Below are 23,896 nucleotides of genomic sequence, written 5' to 3' on the forward strand. Positions count from 1 at the left end.
CACCAGGAGACAAGCATGTCCCAGCCCCCGAAGAACGCCCATCCCGCAGTCGCCCGCTCCCTGGAGCTGTGGCATCGCATGGTTGCCGCCAGCGACCTGGGCGAGCTGCACACCATCGTCCATCCCGATGCGGTGTTCCGCTCGCCCATGGCGAACACGCCCTATGCCTCGGCACCCGCGCTGCTGCTGGCGCTGTCCACCGTGGTCCAGGTGTTCGAGAACTTCACCTACCACCGCCAGATGGCCAGCGATGACGGCCTGGACGTGGTGCTGGAGTTCAGCGCCAGCGTGGGCGGCAAGAACCTCAAGGGCATCGACTTCATCCGTTTCGACGAGCAGGGGCTGATCCGGGAATTCGAGGTCATGGTGCGCCCCATGAGCGGCCTGCAGGCCCTGGGCACGGAGATGGGCAAGCGGCTGGGCGACAAGCTTCCCGCCTTCAAGGCCGTGGCCTGAGGGCTGGGCGCGCCATGAAAAACGCCCCCGGCGATGCGGGGGCGTTTTGCCGTGGGCGTCAGCCGGTCAGAGCGTGCCGGCCTTCTGGCGGGCGATGGCATCGGCCACGCCCTTGCCGTAGGCGGGGTCGGCCTGGGTGCAGTGCGCTATGTGCTTTTGCACGATGTGCTCGGACACACCGGCGATGTTGCGCGCCGTGTTCTCGAACAGGCGCTGCTGCGCATCGGGCGTGAGCAGGCGGAACAGGTCGCCGGGCTGGGTGAAGTAGTCGGCATCGTCCTCGCGGTAGTTCCAGCGGTCGGCCGCGCCGTGCAGGGCCAGCGGCGGCTCGGCGAAGGCGGGCTGCTCCTGCCACTCGCCCTTGGTGTTGGGCTCGTAGGCAATGGTGCCGCCGTAGTTGCCGTCCACGCGCATGGCGCCATCGCGGTGGTAGGCGTGGTAGGGGCAGCGCGGCGCGTTCACGGGGATCTGGTGGTGGTTCACACCCAGGCGGTAGCGCGCGGCATCGCCATACGAGAACAGGCGCGACTGCAGCATGCGGTCGGGCGAGGGGCCGATGCCCGGCACCAGGTTGGCCGGCGTGAACGAGGCCTGCTCCACATCGGCGTGGTAGTTGCGCGGGTTGCGGTTGAGCTCCATCACGCCCACTTCGATCAGCGGGTAGTCCTTCTTGCTCCAGACCTTGGTCAGGTCGAAGGGGTGGAAGCGGTAGGTCTCGGCTTCATGCTCGGGCATGATCTGCACGCACAGCTTCCAGCGCGGGAACTCGCCGCGCTCGATGGCTTCGAGCAGGTCGCGCTGGCTGCTTTCACGGTCGGAGGCGACCACGGCGGCGGCCTCGGCATCGCCGAAGTTCTCGATGCCCTGCTGGCAGACCCAGTGGAACTTGACCCAGTGGCGCTCGTTGCTGGCGTTGATGAAGCTGTAGGTGTGCGAGCCGAAGCCGTGCATGTGGCGGTAGCCGCGCGGAATGCCCCGGTCGCTCATGACGATGGTGATCTGGTGCAGCGCCTCGGGCAGGCCGGTCCAGAAGTCCCAGTTGTTCTCGGGCGAGCGCAGGTTGGTGTAGGGGTCGCGCTTGACGGCCTTGTTCAGGTCGGGGAACTTGAGCGGGTCGCGGAAGAAGAACACCGGCGTGTTGTTGCCCACCAGGTCCCAGTTGCCTTCCTCGGTATAGAGCTTGACGGCGAAGCCGCGGATATCGCGCTCGGCATCGGCCGCGCCGCGTTCGCCGGCCACGGTGGAAAAGCGCGCGAACACTTCGGTCTGCTTGCCGATGTCGGAGAACACCTTGGCGCGGGTGTAGCGCGTGATGTCACCCGTCACGGTGAAGGTGCCGAAGGCGCCCGAGCCCTTGGCGTGCATGCGGCGCTCGGGAATCACTTCGCGGTTGAAGTGGGCCATTTTTTCCAGATGCCACAGGTCCTGCAGCAGCATCGGGCCACGCGGGCCGGCCGTGAGCGAGTCCTGGTTGTTGGCAACCGGGGCGCCTGCGGCGGTGGTGAGCTTGTGGGTCATGGTCTCTCCTTGATCGAGGGGTGGTAGCGGCGCCGGCTTGCACGCAGGCAGCGCGGCGCTTGGAAAATCAATAGCTGCGTGCTATCGAATTGCTTTTATTGTTGTTTCGTTCTATGGATGCGGCAAGGCTTTGGCGATTGGCAAATCTCAACTGCGCCATAGCCAAAAAATTTCACCGCCCCCGCATGCGTCGTGCCGGGCATGCTTTTTGCCAAGGCATTGTGTTGCGCGGGCGGATACGGCCCGTGTAGGCCGTCGCCCTGTCAGCCAGAGACCAGCTTGTGGACCAGATCGGCGGCCGTGGAGGCGCCGTACTTGCGCATCAGTCGTGCGCGGTAGATCTCCACCGTGCGGTGGCTGATGGCCAGGGCGCGGCCGATTTCCTTGGAGGTCAGCCCCTCCAGCAGGCGGGCGGCCACCTCGCGCTCGCGCCCCGTGAGCTCGGCCTTGACAGGACGGTGGGCGCTGAGGTCCTCGAAGCTCCAGATGCCCGAGGCATGCGGGTCGCTGCGGTCCAGCGTGCGGCCCGTGACATGGCACCAGAACGTTTCGCCGTTGGCGCGCTTCATGATGCGGTTGTCCGAGTAGAAACCCCGGGCGTTGAGAATGGGCGCGATGCGCGCGCCCAGCCGCTCGTACTCGTCGGCGCTGGGGTAGAGGATCTGGAAGGTCTGGCCGATCAGCACCTCGCGCGAGGCCTCGAACATCTCGCAGACCTGGCGGTTGCAGTCGATCATGGTGCGATTGCGCGAGATCACGAGGCCGACGGGGGCGGCTTCGAACGCCAGCCGGTAATCTATATCCATGGGCAAATCTTTACGAAAAACTACCTATGCAAGTACGTAGTATCGTAGCGCATCCAATCTGAAGGAGACATGTGTGAAAAAGCTCTACCCCTCCGCGGAGCAGGCGCTCCAGGGCGTCGTGGCCGACGGGCAATTGCTGGCTGTAGGCGGCTTCGGCCTGTGCGGCATTCCCGAGGCCCTGATCGACGCGCTGCGTGACAGCGGCGCCAAGGGCCTGACAGTGATTTCCAACAACGCGGGCGTGGACGGCTTTGGCCTCGGCAAGCTGCTGGAGACGCGCCAGATCAAGAAGATGATCTCGTCGTATGTGGGCGAGAACAAGGAGTTCGAGCGCCAGTACCTGGCCGGCGAGCTGGAGCTGGAATTCACGCCCCAGGGCACGCTGGCCGAGAAGCTGCGCGCAGGTGGCGCCGGCATTCCCGCCTTCTTCACCAAGACCGGCGTGGGCACCATGGTGGCCGAGGGCAAGGAGCTGCGCGAATTCGACGGCGAGACCTATGTGATGGAGCGCTCGCTCGTGCCCGATGTCTCCCTGGTCAAGGCCCACCGTGCCGACAAGAGCGGCAACCTGCAGTTCCGCCTGACGGCGCGCAACTTCAACCCTGCCGCCGCCACGGCCGGCAAGGTCTGCATCGTGGAAGTGGAAGAGGTGGTCGAGGTCGGCGAGATCGCACCGGACGACATCCACCTGCCCGGCATCTACGTGCACCGCATCGTGCACAACCCGAATCCCGAAAAGCGCATCGAAAAGCGCACCATCACAGAAAAACAAGGAGCCTGACCATGCCGTGGACCCAAGACCAGATGGCCGCCCGCGCGGCCCAAGAACTCGAAGACGGCTTCTACGTCAACCTGGGCATCGGCATTCCCACCCTGGTGGCCAACCACACGGGTGACAAGGAAGTGTGGCTGCAGTCCGAGAACGGCATGCTGGGCATCGGCCCCTTCCCGACCGAGGATGCCGTGGACGCCGACCTGATCAACGCCGGCAAGCAGACCGTGACGACGATTGCCGGCTCGTCCATCTTCGGCAGCGACCAGTCGTTCGCCATGATCCGCGGCGGCAAGATCAACCTGTCCATCCTGGGCGCCATGCAGGTGTCCGAGAAGGGCGACCTGGCCAACTGGATGATTCCCGGCAAGATGGTCAAGGGCATGGGCGGCGCCATGGACCTGGTGGCGGGCGTCAAGCGCGTCATCGTGCTCATGGAACATGTGGCAAAGAAGAAGGACGGCACGACCGACCTCAAAATTCTTCCCGCCTGCACCCTGCCTTTGACCGGCGTGGGCGTGGTGGACCGTATCATCACCGACCTGGGAGTGATGGACGTGACGCCGCAGGGCCTGAAGCTCGTGGAACTGGCCCCCGAAGTGAGCTTCGAGGACATCCAGTCCAAGACCGGCGTGACGCTGATTCGCTGATGTTGCCGTGCACGGCCTGCCTTGGCAGGCCTGCGCAACGAGAGCCCGCCTTGCGCGGGCTCTTTTGCTTATATTTCAGATTTCGAGCCAATGGGAGCCTCTATGACGGATGTCGCGGCCGTGCGCAATCCACCGACAGCGCAGGGATGGAAGGACGAGGGCGTGCATTTCCTGCGCGCCGTCACCGACATGGCCGAGCATTGCAACGTGGTCACCGGCGAGCCCATCTTCAACGACAAGGGCGTCAAGCTCGTGGACAAGGGTGCGCGCATCGACGGCAACATGTACGAGCGCCTGGTCAAGCACAAGCTGCGCGACCCCATCGACAAGCACCTGGGCGTGGACAACCGCGTGGACGTGCTGGCCATCGAGGCCCAGGCCATGGTGCAGTGCGAGACCGTGGACCTGATGCGCCGCCTGGTGCAGTCGCTGGGCGGCACGGACCGGCTGCTGGCGCCGCTGCGCCTGATGGTGCTGCCGCCGCAGATCGCCTTCAAGCTCACGGTCATGCGCGAGCAGCGGCCCGAGCTGTTCGCCCACAGCCTGCAGATGATGCTGGTGGCCATCTACCTGGCGCTGCAAAGCGAATGGAGCGAGCGCGAATGCGGCCCGCTGGCCACGGCGGCCCTGCTGCACGACGTGGGCATGCTCTACATGGACCCGGCCTGGACCGACCCCAACTACCGGCTCACGGGCGCCGAGCGCAAGCACCTGGTGGCGCACTCGGTCACGGGCATGCTCATCATGCGGGGCGCGGGCGCGTATTCGCAGGACGTGGAAATGGCCGTGCTCGAGCACCACGAGCGCATGGACGGCACGGGCTATCCGCGCGGCGTGCATGGCGAAGCCATCTCCAAAATGGGCCGGATCCTGTTGCTGGCCGAGGTGGTCTCGGCCTTCTTCGACAAATTCCAGGACCTGCCCGGCCAGCGCCTGTCGCTGATGCTGCGCATGAACCACCGCCGCTATCCGGCCGATCTGGTCGGCATCCTGCTGCCGCTGCTGTACGACGAGATCTCGCCGGGCACGCCGCTGCCGCCGCTGCAGGCCGAGGTCACGCACAGCGTGGCCGCGCTGTCGGCCGCCTTCCAGATGTGGGACACGTTCAGCCAGGCCTTCCCCGAGCGCTGGCAGGCCATGCCCGACCACCAGGCGGCCGTCTACATCGACTCCAGCATCGGCGGCCTGCAAAAGCAGCTGGCCGAGGCCGGCCTGCATCCCAGCCAGCAAACCGACCTGCTGGCCTACCTCAAGGACGACGTGCAGGGCATGAGCGAACTGGCCCTGCTCAGCCGCGAGGCACTGTGGCAACTGCAGGCCATCGTCAACGCCTGCCTGCGCCGCTGGCCTGCCATCAACGCCCGCACCCACGCCGTGGACACAGCGGTCGCGCAGTGGTGCGAAGCCTGCATGCAGATCGACGCCACACCCCCAGCGGGCGGCGCAGCGAGAGCGCCAGCGCACTGAGACAGCCGGGCTTGCCCGGCTTTTTTACATCCGTGGATCTCTTGGAAATCAAGAGTGCTGTATATTCATACAGTATCTGAGATTTCCCCCCATGACCACGCCCCACGCCTCCCAACCTGCGCAGCCCGCCCCCATGGCGGGCGCGGCGCGTGTGCTGCCTCAGTTGCAGGGCGTGTGGCGTGGCGATGGCTGGCAGCAGGCGCTGCAGCAGCGCGTTCAGCCTTCGGGCCATGCGCTGCTGGATGCGCAATTGCCGGGCGGGGGCTGGCCGCTGGGTGCCATGGTCGAGCTGCTGCAACCCGCGCATGGCCATGCCGAGTGGCCGCTGCTGCTGCCGGGCCTGGCGGCCCTGATGCAGCGCAGCGCGGGCCAGGTGGTGCTGGTGGCGCCGCCTTGCAGGCCTTTTGCTCCGGGGCTGGAAGCGGCGGGCGTGGCGGCGCACCGGCTGTGCTGCGTGGAGGCCGACACCCACCCCGGCGCCCACCCGGCAGGCGATGGGGCAGGGCTGGCCTGGGTCTGTGAGCAGGCACTGCGCTGCCGCGACGTGCTGGCCGTGCTGGCCTGGCTGCCAGCCGGGCTGCCCATGGCCACGCTGCGCCGGCTGCAATGGGCGGCCGCTGCGCAGGGGCGCATTCTGTGGCTGTGGCGCGAGGCCTCGGCCGCCCTGCAGACGGTGGCCTCGCCTGCGCCGCTGCGGCTGCGCGTGGAGACAGAGTTGGGGGAGCCGGGCGAAGGCGGCACGCCAGCCTGCCTGCGCGTGCAGTTGCTCAAGCGCCGGGGGCCTGCGCTGGAGCATCCCTTGAAGCTGCCCCTGCACCACTGGGCCTGGCAGGACGTGCTGCAGGCCCAGGCCCAGCGGCGCACCCGGCAGGCGGACGAGGCGCAGCGCTGGCTTCATGGACACGGGCAACTGCTGCCCGCCGAGGCGCCCGCCCTGCAGGCGGCAGCGCACACCCTGGGGTGAGATGCCATGGCACAGCCGAATCAAGCACTGCACTGGATTGCCTGGCCGCTGCATGTCGCACAGGGCGATGGCCAGGGCAACGGCGACAGTGATGGCGAACGCAGTGCCTGCGCGCAGCAGGCCTGGTGGGCCCTGCGCTGGACGCCGCGCGTGGCCCTCTGGTACGGGGCAGGGCAGGCCGTGGCGTTGATGGAGGTGGGCAGCGTGGAGCGCCTGTGGGGCGGTCGCCAGGCCATGCTGCTGGGCCTGCTGCGCGCGCTGCGCGAACAGCAGCCCGAGGACGGCCAGGCGGGCGGCCCCCGGATGCCGTCCTGGGCCCGGGGCGCCACGGCATGGCAGGCGCTGGCGCGTCTGCGCTGGCGCATGCAGGGCGCGGATTCGCGCCAGCCCTGGCCGTCTGCCGACGCACTGCCCATCTGGACACTGCCCGCACTGGAGCCGCATGCGCCGGCCCTGGAGCGCATGGGCTGCCGCCGCTGGGGCGAGCTGCGCGCCCTGCCGCGCGCGGGCCTGGCGCGGCGCATCGGGCTGCCGGCCCTGCTGGCGCTGGACCAGGCCTATGGCAGCAGCCCCCATGCGCTGGACTGGCTGGAGCTGCCCGAGCACTTTGCATTGCGCGCCGACCTGGGCTATCCGGCCAGCGACGCCCAGGCCCTGCTGCAGGCCGCCCGGCCCCTGCTGCGTGCGCTGCAGGCCTGGCTGCAGGCCCGCCATCAGGGCGTGCTGGGCCTGCAGCTGCGCTGGCACCACGATCTGCGGCGCGTGGACGGCACGCAGCTGCCGGCCTGGGAAGCGCTGGACATCCGCACGGCCCGGCCCGCCCAGGCGCTGGAGCACATGGAGCGCCTGCTGCGCGAACGCCTGGCCCGCACGCCCTGGCGCGCGCCTGCGGACATGCTGGAGCTGGTGGCGCTGGACACCGCGCCTTTCGCGGCCGATGCCGGCAGTTGCCTGCCACCGGCCGCGCCCGGCCCGGCGCCGCTGGGCGAGGCGGCAGGCTCGACAGACGCGGCCAGCGGCATGGCCTGGCATGAATGGGTGGAGCGCGTCTCGGCCCGCCGTGGTGCGCAGGGCGTGCGGGTGGCGCAGCTGCAATCGGACCACCGGCCCGAGGCCATGCAGCGCTGGACCCCGGCCTGCGAGGCCCTGCAGACCCCGCAGGCGCCGCGGCGGCCCGCGCACGCGCGCAAGGCGGCCAACCCCTGGCAGGGCCTGCTGCCGCCCTGGCTGCTTGATCCGCCCCAGCCGCTGCTCCTGCAGGGCAGCCGCCCCTGCTGGCAGGGGCCGCTGCAATTGCTGGCCGGCCCCTATCGGCTGGAGGCCGGCTGGTGGGGAGAGCCGCAGGCCGATGCGGCGCTGGCCGTGCGCGACTATTTCGTGGCCAGCAACGCGGCTGTCGGCCATGTCTGGATCTACCGCGAGCGCACGCCTGCATCGGAGCGGCTGCCTGGCATGCCGGCCCTGCTGTCGCCCGCCGCCTGGTTTGCGCAAGGCATCTATGGCTGAACAGGACATCCTGCTGGAGCCGCCGCCCCCGCAGCTGCAGCGGCTGCAGCCCCCGCCCCAGGCCACCGGGCCGGTGTCCGGCATGGCATCGGGCCCGGGCCTGCCCGGCTATGCGGAGCTGCACTGCCTGTCGAACTTCAGCTTTCTGCGCGGCGCCTCTTCGCCGGCCCAGCTGGTGCAGCGCGCCAAGGCCCTGGGCTACCAGGCGCTGGCCCTGACCGACGAATGCTCGGTAGCCGGCGCCGTGCGGGCCTTCGAGGCCGCGCGCGACTGCGAGATGGCCCTGATCCATGGCAGCGAATTCGCCTGGGGCCCGCTGCGCCTGGTGGCGCTGGCGCGCGATCTGAACGGCTGGGGCAACCTCTGCGAATTCATCAGCGCAGCGCGCGCCCGTGCCCAAAAGGGCCGGTACCTGGTCGATGCCGACAGCCCCTGGCATCTGCTGCGTGAAGGCTGCGAATGCATCGTTGTGCCGCAGCGTGCGCAGCTGTTGCCCGGCGATGTGCCCGCCATGGCCGAGGCCGTGCAGGCCGCCGTGGCGCAGCTGGGGCAGGGCTGCTGGCTGGGCGTGGAGCTGCTGCTGGCGCCCGACGACAGCCTGTGGCTGCAAAGCCTGCAGGACGTGGCAGGGTTGCTGGGCCTGTCCTGCGTGGCCTGCGGCGACGTGCACATGCATGCGCGCTCGCGCAAGCCGCTGCAGGACCTGGTGACGGCGCTGCGCCTGGGCTGCACGGTGGCCGAGTGCGGCTTCGAGCTGCACCCCAATGCCGAGCGGCATCTGCGCTCGCGCTTGCGGCTGGGCGGCATCTATCCGCGCACCATGCTGGATGCAACCCTGCAGATTGCCGCGCGCTGCGATTTCAAGCTCAGTGAGATCAGCTACCACTATCCGCAGGAAAGCGTGCTGCCCGGCATGGACGCGCGCCAGACATTGGCCTGGCATACCTGGCAGGGAGCGGCGGGGCGCTATCCCGAAGGCATTCCCGAATCGGTCGCCAAGCAGTTGAAGGATGAGCTGGAGCTGATCGCCGAATGCCGCTACGAGATGTACTTTCTCACCGTGCACGACATCGTGCGCTATGCGCGCAGCGAAGGCATCCTGTGCCAGGGGCGCGGTTCGGCCGCGAACTCGGCCGTCTGCTATTGCCTGGGCATCACGGCCGTGGACCCGAACAAGACCACGCTGCTGATGGCGCGCTTCATCAGCCGCGAGCGCAGCGAGCCCCCAGATATCGACGTGGACTTCGAGCACGCGCGGCGCGAGACCGTAATCCAGTACATCTACGAAAAATACGGCCGTGACCGTGCGGCGCTGACGGCCGTGGTCAGCTGCTGGCGCACGCGTGGCGCACTGCGCGACGCGGGCAAGGCCCTGGGCGTGGATGCGGTGCTGATCGATGCCATGGCCCGGCAGCACCACTGGTTCAGCGATGCCGAGGACCAGGCGGCCGAGCCGGAGCCCGAACCCGATGACCCCGCCCTGGGCTGGGTGCGCTCCAAGCTGCTGCGCCTGGCCCGGCTGCGCGAGCGGCTGGGCGACGACTGCCCGCAACTGTCGCCCCAGCGTGCGCGGCTGTGGCTGGAGCTGGCCCTGCAACTGCGCGACAGCCCGCGCCACCTGAGCCAGCACGTGGGCGGCTTTGTGCTGACCGACGGGCCGCTGACGCGGCTGGTGCCCGTGGAGCCGGCCGCCATGGAGGGCCGCTCGGTCATCCAGTGGGACAAGGACGATCTGGACACCATGAATCTGCTCAAGGTCGATGTGCTGGCCCTGGGCATGCTCACCGTGCTGCGCGGCAGCCTGAAGGCACGCGCCGCGCTGCGCGGGCCGCGCTGGGAACTGGCAGACATTCCCAAGGAGGACGCCGCCACCTACGACATGATCTGCCGCGCCGACACCGTGGGCACCTTCCAGATCGAGAGCCGGGCGCAGATGAGCATGCTGCCCCGGCTGCAGCCGCGCGAGTTCTACGACCTGGTGGTCGAGGTCGCCATCGTGCGGCCCGGCCCCATACAGGGCGGCATGGTCCATCCCTATCTGCAGGCGCGCGAGCGTCGGCGGCAGGGCGGCGAGCTGGTCCTGGAAAAGCCCGCGCTCGAGAAGGCGCTCAAGCGCACGCTGGGCGTGCCCATCTTCCAGGAGCAGGTGATGCAGATCGCCATGATCGCGGCAGATTTCTCGGCGGGCGATGCCGACGAGCTGCGCCGCTCCATGGCCGCCTGGCGGCGCAAGGGCGGCGTGCACCGCTTTGAGCGTCCATTGATAGACGGCATGCTGGCCAACGGCTACAGCGCCGAATTTGCCCAGGCCATCTTCCGCCAGATGCTGGGCTTTGGCGAATACGGCTTTCCTGAAAGCCATGCCTACAGCTTCGCCATGCTGGCCTATGCCAGCGCCTGGCTCAAGCGCCATGAGCCGGCCTGTTTCCTGATGGCCTTGCTCAATGCCCAGCCCATGGGTTTCTACATCCCCTCGCAGCTGATCCAGGACGCGCGCCGCCACGGCGTGCGCGTGCTGCCCGTCGATGTGCGCCACAGCGACTGGGATTGCACGCTGGAGGCGCCGCACGAGCGCATTGCCGGCGTCGAGCTGCCGCAGCCGGCCGTGCGCCTGGGACTGTGCATGGTGGCGCAGTTGCCAAAGACTTCGGGCGAGCGCGTGGCGCAGGTCCGCGCGCAGGCGCCGTTCAGGAGCACCGAGGACCTGGCCCTGCGCGCCCGGCTGCAGCGCGCCGAGCTGCAGGCCCTGGCGGCGGCCGATGCGCTGCAGGGCCTGTCAGGCCACCGCCGCCAGCAGATGTGGGATGCGGCGGCCCTGCAGGTGCAGCCGCCGCTGTTCGCGGGCGTGCCCGTGCATGAGGCGCCCGTGCAACTGGCCGCCGCGCCCGAGGGCGAGGAAATCCTGTTCGACTACGCGGCCACGGGCCTGAGCCTGCGCCGCCATCCGCTGGCCCTGCTGCGTGACCGCCTGCGCCGCCACGGGCTTCGCACGGCGCTGGAGCTGCGCGACACGCTGGCGGGCATGCGCGTGCGGGCCTGCGGCATCGTCACCGTGCGCCAGCGCCCGCCCACGGCCAAGGGCACGGTCTTCATCACGCTGGAGGACGAGACGGGCACGGTCAACCTGGTGGTCTGGCCCGATACCGTCACGCGCTGGGGCGAGCCCTTGCTGGGCGCGCGGCTGCTGGCGGTGGAGGGCATCTGGCAAAGCAGCTCGGATTGGGGCGGCGGCAAGGACCCCGGCGAGCCAGCGCCTGCAGAGCAGGCCAGCCAGGAGGTGCCCGCCGTGCGCCATCTCATCGTGCACCGCGCCCGCGACATGAGCCGCTGGCTGGGCCGCCTGGGCGGCGCCGGCGTGGCAAGCCGCAATTTCCACTGAGGGATGTTGCCGTTGCTGCCGCTGCAGGCTCAGGCCATGCGGTCGTCCGCGCGGATGTCGGGCATCTGGTCGATACGCTTGCCGAACCAGCCTATGCGCTCGGTCTGGCGCACATCCAGCCTGGGCACGTAGGGCTTGATATCGAGCACGGGCGTGCCGTCCAGCATGTCGTTGCCCAGGAAATGCAGCAGCAGTCCTTCGCGCCGCACCAGGCGCACGATGGACAGGCCCAGCCGGTTGGGCCGCGCCGGGGCGCGCGTGGCGAACACGCCGTGGCTGCTGTCGTCCATGAAGGGCACGACTTCCAGCTTTTCCACGGCCTGGTGCAGGTGGGTGATGAGGATCAGGTAGTCAAAGCCTTCGATGTCGCGCAGCCCGGCCTCGAACTCGGGCAGCAGCTCCACGCGGCCGGCCTCGTCGGCCGCGCCCGCCGTCTGTATGGGCATGCCCACCGGGTCGGTGAAGCGGCTGCGCACATGGCCGATGGGGCGGCAGGCGACGGCCTGCGCCGTGGAACCGGCCGCGCTCATGCGCTCGTTCCCTGGGGATTGAGCAGGCGTGTCAGCGCGGCGATATCGGCCGCCGCCGCCATGCGCGCCGTGGTCTCTATGGAGCGGTAATGCCTGACGATGGCTTCGCCCGTGGAGGTAAGCGATGCGCCGCCGCCATGGGCGCCGCCGGCGCTGGTGTTGACGGCCGGCGTCTGCAGCGCGCGGTTCATCTCGTCGACCAGCACCCAGGCGCGCCGGTAGGACATGCCCAGCGATCGCGCTGCAGCCGAGATGGAGCCCGCCTCGGCAATGGCTTCGAGCAACTGCACCTTGCCGGGACCGATGGCAATGGTGCTGTCGTTGTATACGCGCAGGCGGAACTGGACTTTGGAGGACATGGGGAAAGGACTTGGCACAGGAGAAAAGCGAACGTCAAGGTTAAGCGAAATCAACGGCTTGCGCCGTCACAGGGGCTAAGGGGAAATACGCAATGCATGGATCGCTACAGCGAAGGGGTGCTCTGGCAGGGCGTTCCTGCACACGGGCCGTCGGGGCCGGCGCGCTGCCGCTGCCGCCAGGGCGCCCGCTGCCTGCGCATCGTCTGCGAGTGCATTGGCGAGGCTCTTGACCTGCCGGCGCCGCGTCCCGATGCCTGTGTGCTGCGGCGCTATTTCGTCACATTGCCACCGGGTTTGCTAGCCTTTTTGCGCCAATGCAGCGCGGCGCTTGCCGCGCATCCTGGCCACGCGTTTACTTCTTGCTGCTTTCTGCCAGCAGGCGCTGGCATTGCGCATCTTCCTCGGCGGCCGGCACCGTCAGCGGCACCAGTGCCAGGGCCGCCGGCGCCACCACGGCGGCGGCCACGGCCGCGCCCGCGCGCAGCAGCAGCGGGCCGGGCTCCACCCCTACCTTGGGCTGGGCGAAACTGCCGCGCACGTACAGCGGCGTGCGCAGCGAGAAGAACTTCCACTTCAGCGACTCGGGCACGATGCGCAGGTCCATGGTCTCCTGCGCCAGGCTGATCTGTCCGGTGGCCTCGATGATGGCCTCGGGCGTGGCCAGCTTGACGTTGCGGGTGCGCGCAATGCCCTGCTTCACGGTCAGGTCGGCAACGGCGCAGTTGAGCTGCACTTCCTTGTCGGCGCCGAACAGCTTGGTGACGATGACGCTGCCCAGGTTCAGCGCGGCCAGGTCCAGGAGCTGCTTGCTGAAGCGGCCATCGCGCACATACAGGCGGATGTCGCCCGAGCTGGTGCCCAGCCATTCGGCAATGGACTGGCCCCGGCCCTCCAGGCCCAGCGCGCCATCCATGCTGCCCAGGCTTTTCTTCATCAGTTCGATCTCGGGGAACAGGGCCGACAGCTGCAGCCCCTGGACCTTGCCCTGGAGGCTGGCCTTGGGCGGCTTGGCGCCGCTGTCCACCACGGCCTCGATGTCCAGCCGGCCCTTGGCCATGCCGAAGCGCAGCGGGGACAGGCGCAGCACGCCGTTGTCCATGACGGCATGCACGCTGAAGTCCTCGATGGGCAGGGCCTGGGGGCGCTCGATGCGGTCGCTCTTGAAGCGCACATCCATGTCCATGGCATTCCACTTGCTGGTGTCAAAGCGCTGCGTGGGCAGGGCCTTGCCGCTGGCCGCCTGCCGGGTCTTCTGGCCCTGCTTGGTGGACGGTGCTCCCACCACCGGCCCCAGGTCGGCCAGGCGCAGCTTGCGCGAGGCCAGATCGCCGCTGAGCTTGGGGCGCGGCTTGCCCGATGCGTAGTGCAGCGTACCGCGCAGATCGCTCTGGCCCACGCGGCCATCGAATTCCTCGTAGTCCCAGACGGCGCGCCCCGGCTCCAGGCTGCCGACCAGATGGCCATTGGTGTCGAAAGGCGGTGTGCGCGGCAGCAGCAGACCCGTCAGCGGGAACAGGTCGGCCATGCTGGAGCCGCGCAGGCGCACCTGCAGGTCCATGCCCTTGAGCGCCCTGGGATTGTCGAGAATGCCCTCGGCCCGGGCGCGCAGGCTGCCCGCATGGGCCCACAGCTTCACGGGAAAGCGTGCCTGTTCGCTTTGCAGGTCCAGCACGGGGCCGATGAGGCCCTGGGCCTCGACCGTGGCCTTGGCGATGCGGCCAGTCAGGCCGACGCGCATGCCATACGGAAAGTCTGGACTGGGCGGCTGCACAAGGCTGTCCAGACGTGCGCGCACCGCCATCTGGCGCACGCCATCGCTCCAGCCCACCAGGCCGCCGCGCAGGCTCAATTGCGCTACCTGAAAACGCCAGCGCGGCCCTGTGTGCTCTGGGCGCTTGAAGGTCCAGTTGTTGCTGCCATCCTTGCGCCGGGCAAAGACCAGGTCAGGGCCTTCCAGTTGCAGATGGTCCAGCAGCACATGCCGGCCCAGCAGCGGCCACAGCCGCAGGCTGGCCGTGGCGCGGGCGGCCGTGGCCATGGTGTCGGCGTCGCGCGGGGGTGGGGCCATTTTCTCGTCGGCCAGGACGATGCTGTCGCTGTCGATCTTGGGCGCGGAAGGGCTGGCCTGCGAGTCCTTGTCCTTGCCTTCGTCCTTGTCCTTCGCCTTTCCCTTGGGCTGTTCCTTGGCTTTCTCCTCGGGCAGGCGGCCCTTGTTCAACTGGTCGGGCGGCGCAGGCAGGGCGGGCAGCTCGGCACTGCCCTTGGCCGGCTCCTGCTCAACCTGCCAGCCTTCGGGCTGGCCCAGCGCCAGTTGCTCGGCCTCGATGGTCACGCCCGGGACCCAATGGCGCCAGCCCTGGTCCAGGGGCTGGGGCCAGGTCCAGCGCAGGCGCAGGTCGCCTTCAATGGCGAAGTGGCGGCCGGTGCTTTCACTGACGCGCTCGTTGACCCAGGGCTTGGCCCGGTTCCAGTCGAAGGTGGCGATCAGGACCACAACCGCGGCGAGCAGCAGCACCAGGGCCGACACCGTCCACAAAAGGGCGCGCAGCCAGCGGCGGCGGGCTGGGCGGTGGGGTGCTGGTGTGGCGGGGCTGTGGTTCGCTGTGTCGGTCGCTGTGTCTGTCATGGCGCAGGGGGGCCGCTAAATGGGGTTCGGTCCATCCTATCGCCATGAAAACGCTTGCCAAGGCCCGGGACGCGCTGGCGGGCAGCCGGCAGGCCCGCATACAGGAGATTGACCTACAGCGCGGCCTGCGGCGGGGAAGGGGCCGTCATCACGGCGTCTCCTGGCCCTGGCGCAGCCGGGTGGATGCCAGGGCGGCCACCACCAGCAGGCCCGCCATGATGAACAGGCCATTGCGCGTGCTGCCCGTGGCCTGTTCGATCATCCCCATCACCGTGGGGCCGATGAAGCCGCCCACCAGGCCGCAGGTATTGACCAGGGCTATGCCGCCCGCCAGCCCCGCGCCCGCCAGCCGCGAGGCGGGAAACAGGAAGACCACGGACTGCACCACGAAGAACATCAGCGCCGTCAGGCTGAAACCCAGCAGGCCCAGGGCGGGCGAGGCCTTGCCCGCCAGCGCGGCCACCAGCAGGCCGGCGGCCATGGTGGCCAGGCCCGCCAGCAGCATGCGCCGGCAGCGCTGCGGGTGGGTGGCAAAGCGCGGCAGCCAGGCCGCACCGATGGCCGCTGCAATCCAGGGCACGGAATTGAGCGTGCCGATCTGCAGCGGCGAGAGCTGGCCGTAGGTGCCGATGATGCCCGGCAGGAAGAAGATCACCGTGTAGATGCTGATCTGGTGGCAGAAGTAGACAAGGATGGCCAGCCAGATCTGGCGGTCGCGCAGGCAGTCCCTGAGCGAGTGGCCCACCTGGCCGGCGCTGGCCTGCTGGTCCTGCTCGGCCTGCAGGCGTTGCAGTACCTCGCGCGATTCGGCGGCCGTCAGCCAGGGCGCGCTGGCCGGGCCGTCTGGCAGCTTCTTCCAGACCACCCAGGCCAGGGCCACGGCGGGCAGGCCCTCGATCACGAACATCCATTGCCAGCCATGCCAGCCCAGGAAGCCGTCCATCTGCAGCAGCGCGCCGCCCACGGGGCCGCTGAGGATGTTGGCAATGCACACGCCCAGCAGGAAGTAGCCGATGGCGCGGGCCCGTTCCTCGCGGCCGAACCAGTAGGTCAGGTAGAGCATCACGCCGGGGAACAGCCCCGCCTCGGCCGCGCCCAGCAGCACGCGCATCACGTAGAACGAGGTCTCTCCGGTGATGAAGGCCATGCCGGCCGACAGCAGGCCCCAGGTCACCATGATGCGAGTGATCCAGAAGCGCGCGCCCACCCTGTGCATGATGAGGTTGCTGGGCACTTCCAGCAGCGCATAGCTCAGGAAGAACAGCCCCGCGCCCAGGCCGTAGGCGGCCGCCGAGATGCCCAGGTCCACCTCGATGTGCGACTTGGCCAGCGCGATGTTGGTGCGGTCTATGAAGCTGATCACATAGGACAGCACCAGCAGCGGCATCAGCCTGCGGAAGATGCGGGCGTTGAGCAGCGACTGCCTGTCGCCGGCGGCAGGCTGCGGCCGTGCGGGCGGCGCGTGAACAGGGGAGGGCGATGGGTGATGGACCATGGCAAATCCTTGGAAAGATGGGTGGAGGAAAGCGGATTCAGGCGGTGGCGGTGGAGGCGGCGTTGCCGCGCGTGCCCAGCTGCAGGGCCACGCCGCCCAGCGCGCAGCCGGCCATGACCAGGAAGCACAGGGCATAGCCGCCGGGGCTGGTCCAGCCGCCGCCCAGGGCGATCAGGCTGCCCATCAGCACGGGCGCGATGCCGCCGCCCACGAACATGGCGGTGGTGATGATTCCGTTGGCCATGGAGGTGGCCGCGGGCTGGGCGCAGTCCGAGGCCACCGCGTAGTAGATGGGCCAGACCGCATTGGCGACCAGGCCGAACAGCAGCTGCATCACCACGACCAGGGCCATGGTGTCGGCGAAGTAGAAGGCGCCCACGCTGGCGGCCATCCACAGGCCGCAGATCACCAGGGTGACGCGGCGCCCGATCACGTCCGACAGAGCCGGCCAGACCAGCTGGCCCAGGATGCCGGTGAGCGTGAACACCACGCTCATGCCTGCCGATTCGGCCAGCGACAGGCCCATGATGTTGTAGAGGTAGGCGGGCAGCACCACGTTGATGCCCATGTAGACCACCTGCGTGAGCAGGGTGTTGCCAGCCGTCAGGGCAATGCTGCGGTTGGCCAGCGTGCTGCGCAGGGTGCGCCAGGCCTGGCCTTTTTGCACCTGCGCCGCCACGCTGGCCTGCGGCGGGGTCATGCCCCGGGCGGCGATGTCGGCATACAGCAGTTCCATCTTCTGCGGCGTGGAGTAGCGCGCCCAGAACCACATCAGCGGGATGGCGACGACCAGCGCGACAAAGAACACATAGCGCCAGTTCTCCTCGCCGAAGGCGTACAGCACAAAGCCGGCGACCAGGCCGCTGAGCATGGCGCCCACCGGATAGCCCGTGTGGTGGGCGCCCAGCGCGAAGCCGCGCCGCTCCACCGGCCACCACTCGGCGGTGTTGCTCACGCCCACGGGCTCGCCCCAGCCGGCGCCCAGGTTGACGCCGACGCGCAGCGCCACGAAGCCCGCCAGGCTGCCGCTCAGCGCCTTGAAGCCCGAGGCGAACGACAGCGCCGTATAGCCCAGCACCAGGGGCACCTGAAAGCGTGCGCGCTTCCAGCCCGCGCCGTAGCGGTCGCTCCAGATCGCCCCGGGAATGTCCAGCACGGCCAGGGCCAGCATCACGATGGTGGCCACCGTGCCCCATTCGTCGGCCGACAGGCCGAAGTGCCGGGAGATGGTCGGCCCCAGTCGCAGCACGATCTCGCGGTCGTAGGCATTCAGTACCCAGATCAGCCAGCAGACCAGCAGGGATACCCATGAATAGCGGTGGATCTGGCGCAGCGAAGCGCGCGGGGCCTGGGCCATGGCGGTCTCCCGGGCACCAGCGGGGGGTGCCGTTTCATTGTTGTGTGGATGAAGGCGCCGCTTCGCGGGGCGGGCGGCGTTGCGGTGCGAAGGCTCCGGGCCTGCATGCCCGGCTCCGCGCTCAGGCGCCGAAGCGCTGCTCGGGCAGGCCACGCACGCCCAGCCCCTTGACGGAGAACAGCGCGCCACGGGACTGGCCGTCGCCCGGGAAACGCGGCAACGGCGGCTTGCCCATGGAGGTGACGTACAGCGTGTCGAGCCCGGGCCCGCCGAACATCACGCTGGTCACCTTGCGCACCGGCATCTCTATCACCCGGTCCACCCGGCCGTCCGGCGTGTAGCGCACCAGCTGGCCCGCGTACACCAGGGCCTGCCACAGACAGCCTTCGGCATCGACCGTGGCCCCGTCGGCCGCGCCGCCACCGCTGGTGTCGACCGGGGCAAAGGTCCGGCGGCCGCTGGCATGGCCCGTGGCCGTGTCGTAGTCGTAGGCCCGGATCTCGCCGCTCCACGTGTCCGAGAAATAGAGCGTCGTGCCGTCCGGGCTCCAGCACGGGCCGTTCGAGCAGATGATGCCCTCGTCCAGCACATGCAGGCTCAGGTCCGTGTCCAGCCGGTACAGCCGCGCCGAAGGCTGCTCCTCCAGGGTGTCCATGGAGCCGAAGACGAAGCGGCCCTGCCGGTCCACCTTGCCGTCGTTGAGCCGGTTGCCGGGAAGGTGGGACTCGGGGGCGACGACCAGCTCCAGCTCGCCGCTTTCCAGGTCCAGCGTGTGCACGCCGCCGTGCAGCGCCACCAGGGCCGAGCGGCCGTCGCGGCGCAGTGCCATGGAGCCAATCTTCTGGCCGACTTCCCAGGCGCGCAGTTCCCGCCCGTCGGCCGTGCAGCGGAAGATGCGGCCGTCGAAGCTGTCTATCCAGTACAGGCGCTGCTGCCCGACGTCCCACAGCGGGCCTTCGCCCAGCGTGGTCTTGAGGTCGGCGACGATATCGATCTGCATGGGAGTCTCCTGTTTTGTGGCATGGGGGCTGGCCCGGGAAGGCGATTCAGAAGGCGACGTTGGCCGCACCCTTGAGGCCCAGCATCCGGCGCGCCTCGTCAGGCGTGGCGACGTCGACATTCAGGGCCTCGAGCACGGTGCGGATGCGGCGCACCTGCTCGGCGCTGGAGGTGGCCAGCTGCCCCGGGCCTATCCACAGAGAGTCTTCCAGCCCCACGCGCACATGCGAGCCCATGGCCGCGCCCATGGTGGCCAGCGGCAGCTGGTTGCGCCCGGCGCCCAGGATGGACCACTGGTAGTTGCTGCCCAGCAGGCGGTCGGCCGTGCGCCGCATGTGCATCAGGTCCTCCGGGTGGCCGCCGATGCCGCCCAGGATGCCGAATACCGACTGCACGAACACGGGCCCCTGCACCAGCCCCCGGTCCACGAAATGCGCCAGGTTGTGCAGGTGGCTGATGTCGTAGCACTCGAACTCGAAGCGCGTGCCCTGGGCCTGGCCCAGGCGCAGGATGCCTTCGATATCGGCAAAGGTGTTCTTGAAGACCAGGTTGCGGCTGTTTTCCAGGTGCTCGCGCTCCCAGGCGTGCTCCAGGTTCGGGAAGCGCTCCAGCATGGGGAACAGGCCGAAGTTCATCGAGCCCATGTTCAGCGAGGCCAGCTCGGGCTGGAACTCGGTCACGGGCCGCATGCGCTCTTGCACCGTCATGTGCGGGCTGCCGCCCGTGGTGATGTTGACGATGGCATCGCTCTCGGCACGGATCGCCTTGAGAAAGGGGCGGAACAGCTCAGGGTCCTGCGAGGGGCGCCCGTCGCGCGGATCGCGGGCATGCAGGTGCACGATGGCGGCGCCGGCCTCGGCGGCATCGATGGCGGCGCGCGCAATCTGCTCGGCCGTCACGGGCAGGTGGGGCGACATGCTGGGCGTGTGGATGGCGCCCGTGGGCGCGCAGGTGATGATGGCTTTGGTGCGGGTGGCCATGGAAGGTCCTTGCAAACGGTGAAAAGACGAGAGGAGGGGAGGAGGAGAGGGCGCTCAGCTCAGCGCCTGTGTCAGCCCATCGACGGCCAGCTCCTGGCCCGTGACATGGCCGGCCAGTGGGCTGGCGGCAAACACGGCCATGTTGGCAATGTCGCGCGCCGTGGCCATGCGGCCCAGCGCGGCCTGGTGCGTGTAGCTGCGCGTGACGTCCTCCAGCGGCAGGCCGCGCGCCTGCGCCTTGGCGGCAATCACATCGCGGATGCGCGGGCCGTCCACGGCGCCCGGCAGGATGGCGTTCACCCGGATGCCGTCGGCGCCCAGCTCCAGCGCCAGCGACTTGGTCAGGCCGATCACCGCCCACTTGGACGCCGAATAGGCCGTGCGGCCCGGCATGCCCAGGTGGCCTGCCGCCGAAGACAGGTTGACGATGGCCGCCTGCCGGCCCTCGCGTGCCGATTGCCGGAGCCGGGGCACGGCCAGCCGCGTGCACAGGAAGGCGCCGGTGATGTTCACATCCAGCGTGCGCTGCCAGTCGGCCAGCTCCAGCGTCTCCACCGCGCCCGTGGGGCCGGCCACCCCGGCGTTGTTGACGAGGATGTCCAGGCCGCCCAACTCGTTGTCCACGGCCTTGAACAGGGCCTGCACCTGCAAGGCATCCGACACATCGGCAAGACGGCCGCTGGCGCCGGGCAGGGCGGCAGCCAGCGCATCCAGGCTGGTCTGGGCCACGTCACAGACCATGACGCGCGCGCCGGCCTCGGCAAAGGCGCGGCTGATTTCCAGGCCGATTCCGGCGGCGCCCGCCGTCACCAGGACGCGCTGGCCGGCCAGAAGATCGTTTTTCCACATGCGGGGACTCCTTGGGATCTCAAACAAAGGTGAAAGGGATTCGGGTTGGGTTTGGATTTTGTATCTGTGATCACAGATCAAATATGGTGAATACCCTATGCGGCATGACAGCGGCGGCGCCGCGCTACCATCGCCGCCATGGCCATCAACGAACTAGTCACCCCACTCAAACGGCAGACCCTCAGCAGCGATGTCTATGCACAGCTCAGGGAATTGCTGATCACGGGCCAGATGATTCCGGGCGAGCAGATCTCGCTGCGCACCACGGCCAGCGCGCTGGGCGTCAGCGTCATGCCCGTGCGCGAGGCCGTGCACCGGCTGGTGGCCGAGCAGGCGCTGGAACTCACGCCCAACCGCGCGCTGCGCGTGCCCTTGATGACGGAAAGCGCCTTCCGCGAGATCACGCGCATCCGCGTCAACCTTGAAGGCCTGGCCACGGAGCAGGCGGCCCGGCAACTGCCCGCCGCCGAGCTGGAACGCATCGCCGCCCTGCAGGACCGCTTTGCGGCCGAGATGGCCAGCGCCTCGCCGGACGGCGCGCGGCTCATCGCCTTCAACAAGGATTTCCACTTCGCCGTCTACAGCGCGGCCGGCATGCCCATGCTGCTGCAGATGATCGAGGCGCTGTGGCTGCGCATAGGCCCCATCCTCAACCACGACATGCGCTCGGGCTCGCGCCGCGTGAGCGAACAGGTGGCGGTCGGCCACCATGCGCGCCTGGTCGAGGCGCTGCGGCGCGGCGATGCGCCAGCCGCCAAGGAGGCGCTGCGCGGAGACATCGAAAGCGCGGCCGACTACATCGTTTCGGCGGGCGTGCTGGTGACGGCGGACAGCGGGTTGAACGGCGTGAGTGGACTGAGCGGGCCAGCCTCGCCAGATGAAGAAGCCCGGTGAGACGCAGAGGAATGAGGTAAGGAAGTAAGATTTCCGTGTTTTCTCTCATTTGCAGGAGCCGGCCATGCTTGCCAAATTGACGTCGAAGAACCAGATCACCCTGCCCAAGGCCGTGGTGTCCGAGGTGGAGGCCGCAGAGTATTTCGAGGTGGCCGTGGAAAACGGCCGCATCGTGCTCACGCCCGTGCACGTGCAGCGTGTCCAGCGCGCACAGGCCGTCCGCGACAAGCTGCAGCAGATGGGCATCACCGACGAGGATGTGCAGGAGGCGACCTCCTGGGCGCGCAAATGATGCGTGTCGTCCTGGACACCAACGTCGTGCTCTCGGCATTGCTGTTCACGTCCGGCCGTCTTGCGTGGATACGCCGGGCCTGGCAGCACCAGCAGTTGAAGCCCCTGGTCTGCAGGGAAACGGCCAGCGAATTGCTGCGTGTGCTCGCCTACCCGAAGTTCAAGCTGTCAACGGCCGAGCAACAGGCCTTGCTGGAGGATTTCCTGCCCTGGGCCGATGTCGTCACACTGCCGCAGCCCTGGCCTGCATTGCCGCTGTGCCGGGACGACAAGGACCAGGTGTTCCTGGTGCTGGCGCATGTGGGCCGGGCCCAGGCGCTCATCACCGGCGACAGTGACCTTCTGGCGCTGCGAGACAGCTTTCCCGGCCTGATCGTGACGCCCGATGAGTGGGCAGCGCTGCACAAGCGCTGAGGGCAGAAATCCATGCACAACGCCCACGACCCCAAGGTTCTTCCCATACGCGACGGCGTCAGCCCCAGCTGCGTGGTGCTGCCCAGCCAGGGCGGCGGGTTGCTGATCGATTTTCTGGCCGAGCGCCTGCCGGCCGTGGCGCGCGAAGACTGGCTGCGGCGCCTGGCGCTGCGCGAGGTGGTGGACGAGCATGGCCGCGCCGCCGATGCAGGCACGGCCTTTGCGCCGGGCCTGCGCTACTACTACTACCGCGAGCTGCAGGCCGAGCCGCCCATCCCCTTCGAGGCCGAGGTCCTCCACCGCGACGCGCATCTGCTGGTGGCCGACAAGCCGCATTTCCTGCCCGTGGTGCCGGCCGGCAAGTACCTGCAGCAGACGCTGCTGGTGCGGCTCAAGCGCGAGTTCGACCTGCCCGAGCTGTCGCCCATCCACCGCATAGACCGCGACACGGCGGGGCTGGTGGTGTTTTCGGTGCAGCGCGCCACGCGCGGCATCTACCAGGCGTTGTTCCGCGACCGCGCCATCCACAAGACCTACGAGGCCGTGGCCCCCTGGCGCGAGGACGTGGTTTTCCCGCGTACGCATGAAAGCCGCATGGAGGAAAGCGGCCATTTCTTCCGCATGCACGAGGTGGCCGGCACGCCCAACACCCGCACCCGCATGCAGGTGCTGGAGCAGCGCGGCCCCTGGGCACGCTACCGGCTGGAGCCCGAAAGCGGCAAGCGCCACCAGCTGCGCGTGCACATGGCCGCCCTGGGCCTGCCGCTGTGGGGCGACGGCTTCTATCCCGAAGTGCATGACATGCCCGAGGGCGACTACTCGCGCCCGCTGCAGCTGCTGGCGCGCAGCCTGGCCTTCACCGATCCTCTGGACGGCCAGTCGCGGCGCTTTGACAGCCGCCGCCAGCTGCTGCCGCTGACCGACCTGTAGAGGCTTTTCCACTGCCGGAAACCGTTGGTTTTTTGCCCATGGCCCCGCCATGGGATAGGCCGGTTGCGGACATTTAACGGACAACTTTGTCCGATAATTGTCCGCATGACTTCCAAAAGACCCAGTGCCGATATCCGCCGCGCCCAGCTGCTGGACGCGGCCGATGCCGTGTTCTCCGAGCATGGCGTGACCGCGCCGCTGGACCTGGTGGTCGAGCGCGCCGAGGTCGGCCGCGCCACGCTGTACCGGCAGTTTCCTGACCGGCGCGCGCTGATGCTGGCGCTGCTGGAGCGTTCGCTGGACAACATGCGCCTCGCGGCCGAGGCCATGGCCGAGGACGACGATGCCTTCTACAAGCTGCTGTCGCGCCTGGCCGAGCGCATTGCGGTCTCGGCCCCCATCACCGATTACTGGCGCACCGTGGAGCGCGGCGACGAGGTCATCGCCCAGGCCCGCGTTGCCATGTGGCAGATCTTTCGGCCGGCCATGGACCGGGCCGTGGCCTGTGGCCATTGCCGCCAGCCGCTGACGCAGGCCGAGCTGTCCCTGGTCTTCGGCATGCTGGGCGCCTCGCTGCGCGGCGAGACGCCGCAGCAGCGGCGCACCCTGGCGCGCAAGGCGCTGCAGATCGTCTGGCAAGGCCTGAAGGCCTGA

At 68.8% G+C, this 23,896-nt stretch carries 22 protein-coding genes; 12 read left to right on the top strand and 10 right to left on the bottom strand.

The features are described from left to right. Positions 1–15 precede the first annotated feature (15 nt). Complete coding sequence (locus tag DELCS14_RS12930) at positions 16–456, top strand: nuclear transport factor 2 family protein (RefSeq protein WP_013802009.1); 441 nt, start codon at positions 16–18, stop codon at positions 454–456. 66 nt (positions 457–522) lie between these two features. Here the strand turns inward: DELCS14_RS12930 and DELCS14_RS12935 are convergent, their stop codons facing one another. Further along, positions 523–1,974: a catalase gene (locus DELCS14_RS12935; RefSeq protein ID WP_013802010.1), complete on the bottom strand. Its 1,452-nt coding sequence runs from the start codon at positions 1,972–1,974 to the stop codon at positions 523–525. A 263-nt stretch (positions 1,975–2,237) separates the two neighbouring features. After that, positions 2,238–2,780, bottom strand: coding sequence for a PAS and helix-turn-helix domain-containing protein (locus tag DELCS14_RS12940; RefSeq protein WP_012206070.1), 543 nt, complete (start codon positions 2,778–2,780; stop codon positions 2,238–2,240). 73 nt (positions 2,781–2,853) lie between these two features. Between DELCS14_RS12940 and DELCS14_RS12945 the strand changes: the two genes are divergently transcribed. From DELCS14_RS12945 to dnaE, 6 genes are all read left to right on the top strand, one after another. After that, positions 2,854–3,561 (top strand): CoA transferase subunit A, encoded by a 708-nt coding sequence (locus DELCS14_RS12945; protein ID WP_013802011.1) that lies wholly within the window; start codon positions 2,854–2,856, stop codon positions 3,559–3,561. A 2-nt stretch (positions 3,562–3,563) separates the two neighbouring features. Continuing rightward, positions 3,564–4,202 (top strand): 3-oxoacid CoA-transferase subunit B, encoded by a 639-nt coding sequence (locus DELCS14_RS12950; protein ID WP_012206068.1) that lies wholly within the window; start codon positions 3,564–3,566, stop codon positions 4,200–4,202. Positions 4,203–4,304: 102 nt separating this feature from the next. Continuing rightward, positions 4,305–5,669 (top strand): HD domain-containing phosphohydrolase, encoded by a 1,365-nt coding sequence (locus tag DELCS14_RS12955; protein WP_013802012.1) that lies wholly within the window; start codon positions 4,305–4,307, stop codon positions 5,667–5,669. 91 nt (positions 5,670–5,760) lie between these two features. Continuing rightward, a complete protein-coding gene (imuA, locus tag DELCS14_RS12960) occupies positions 5,761–6,633 on the top strand; it encodes a translesion DNA synthesis-associated protein ImuA (protein WP_013802013.1) in 873 nt (290 codons plus the stop codon). A gap of 6 nt (positions 6,634–6,639) precedes the next feature. Beyond that, positions 6,640–8,139 (top strand): DNA polymerase Y family protein, encoded by a 1,500-nt coding sequence (locus DELCS14_RS12965; RefSeq protein WP_013802014.1) that lies wholly within the window; start codon positions 6,640–6,642, stop codon positions 8,137–8,139. Further along, positions 8,132–11,518, top strand: a complete 3,387-nt coding sequence (gene dnaE / locus DELCS14_RS12970; RefSeq protein WP_013802015.1) for a DNA polymerase III subunit alpha — start codon at positions 8,132–8,134, stop codon at positions 11,516–11,518. Before DELCS14_RS12965 ends, dnaE begins: the two co-directional genes overlap by 8 nt. Before the next feature lie 29 nt (positions 11,519–11,547). Here the strand turns inward: dnaE and tsaA are convergent, their stop codons facing one another. The 8 genes from tsaA to DELCS14_RS13010 form a co-directional block, all read right to left on the bottom strand. Further along, positions 11,548–12,048 (bottom strand): tRNA (N6-threonylcarbamoyladenosine(37)-N6)-methyltransferase TrmO, encoded by a 501-nt coding sequence (gene tsaA / locus DELCS14_RS12975; RefSeq protein WP_013802016.1) that lies wholly within the window; start codon positions 12,046–12,048, stop codon positions 11,548–11,550. Next, positions 12,045–12,407, bottom strand: coding sequence for a LysR family transcriptional regulator (locus DELCS14_RS12980; protein ID WP_013802017.1), 363 nt, complete (start codon positions 12,405–12,407; stop codon positions 12,045–12,047). Before DELCS14_RS12980 ends, tsaA begins: the two co-directional genes overlap by 4 nt. A gap of 352 nt (positions 12,408–12,759) precedes the next feature. Beyond that, positions 12,760–15,033 (bottom strand): AsmA family protein, encoded by a 2,274-nt coding sequence (locus tag DELCS14_RS12985; RefSeq protein ID WP_013802018.1) that lies wholly within the window; start codon positions 15,031–15,033, stop codon positions 12,760–12,762. A 148-nt stretch (positions 15,034–15,181) separates the two neighbouring features. Continuing rightward, a complete protein-coding gene (locus DELCS14_RS12990) occupies positions 15,182–16,528 on the bottom strand; it encodes an MFS transporter (RefSeq protein WP_013802019.1) in 1,347 nt (448 codons plus the stop codon). 37 nt (positions 16,529–16,565) lie between these two features. Then, positions 16,566–17,885 carry an MFS transporter gene (locus DELCS14_RS12995; RefSeq protein WP_013802020.1) on the bottom strand — a complete coding sequence of 440 codons (1,320 nt, stop codon included), beginning with the start codon at positions 17,883–17,885 and terminating at the stop codon, positions 16,566–16,568. 121 nt (positions 17,886–18,006) lie between these two features. Further along, positions 18,007–18,885, bottom strand: coding sequence for an SMP-30/gluconolactonase/LRE family protein (locus DELCS14_RS13000; RefSeq protein ID WP_013802021.1), 879 nt, complete (start codon positions 18,883–18,885; stop codon positions 18,007–18,009). Positions 18,886–18,931: 46 nt separating this feature from the next. Continuing rightward, on the bottom strand, positions 18,932–19,864 hold the full coding sequence (locus DELCS14_RS13005; RefSeq protein WP_013802022.1) for a 3-keto-5-aminohexanoate cleavage protein: 933 nt from the start codon (positions 19,862–19,864) through the stop codon (positions 18,932–18,934). Between the two features lie 54 nt (positions 19,865–19,918). Then, the gene (locus tag DELCS14_RS13010; protein ID WP_013802023.1) at positions 19,919–20,713 is read right to left on the bottom strand and encodes an SDR family oxidoreductase; all 795 of its coding nucleotides are present in this window, start codon (positions 20,711–20,713) and stop codon (positions 19,919–19,921) included. Between the two features lie 138 nt (positions 20,714–20,851). Between DELCS14_RS13010 and DELCS14_RS13015 the strand changes: the two genes are divergently transcribed. From DELCS14_RS13015 to DELCS14_RS13035, 5 genes are all read left to right on the top strand, one after another. Then, positions 20,852–21,607 carry a GntR family transcriptional regulator gene (locus DELCS14_RS13015; protein WP_013802024.1) on the top strand — a complete coding sequence of 252 codons (756 nt, stop codon included), beginning with the start codon at positions 20,852–20,854 and terminating at the stop codon, positions 21,605–21,607. A 64-nt stretch (positions 21,608–21,671) separates the two neighbouring features. Next, the gene (locus DELCS14_RS13020) at positions 21,672–21,899 is read left to right on the top strand and encodes an AbrB/MazE/SpoVT family DNA-binding domain-containing protein (protein ID WP_013802025.1); all 228 of its coding nucleotides are present in this window, start codon (positions 21,672–21,674) and stop codon (positions 21,897–21,899) included. Continuing rightward, the gene (locus tag DELCS14_RS13025) at positions 21,896–22,312 is read left to right on the top strand and encodes a putative toxin-antitoxin system toxin component, PIN family (RefSeq protein ID WP_013802026.1); all 417 of its coding nucleotides are present in this window, start codon (positions 21,896–21,898) and stop codon (positions 22,310–22,312) included. Before DELCS14_RS13020 ends, DELCS14_RS13025 begins: the two co-directional genes overlap by 4 nt. A 12-nt stretch (positions 22,313–22,324) precedes the next feature. Continuing rightward, on the top strand, positions 22,325–23,242 hold the full coding sequence (locus DELCS14_RS13030) for a pseudouridine synthase (protein ID WP_013802027.1): 918 nt from the start codon (positions 22,325–22,327) through the stop codon (positions 23,240–23,242). Between the two features lie 105 nt (positions 23,243–23,347). Further along, on the top strand, positions 23,348–23,896 hold the full coding sequence (locus tag DELCS14_RS13035; protein WP_013802028.1) for a TetR/AcrR family transcriptional regulator: 549 nt from the start codon (positions 23,348–23,350) through the stop codon (positions 23,894–23,896).

This window comes from Delftia sp. Cs1-4 (assembly GCF_000214395.1).
Lineage (GTDB): Bacteria > Pseudomonadota > Gammaproteobacteria > Burkholderiales > Burkholderiaceae_C > Comamonas > Comamonas acidovorans.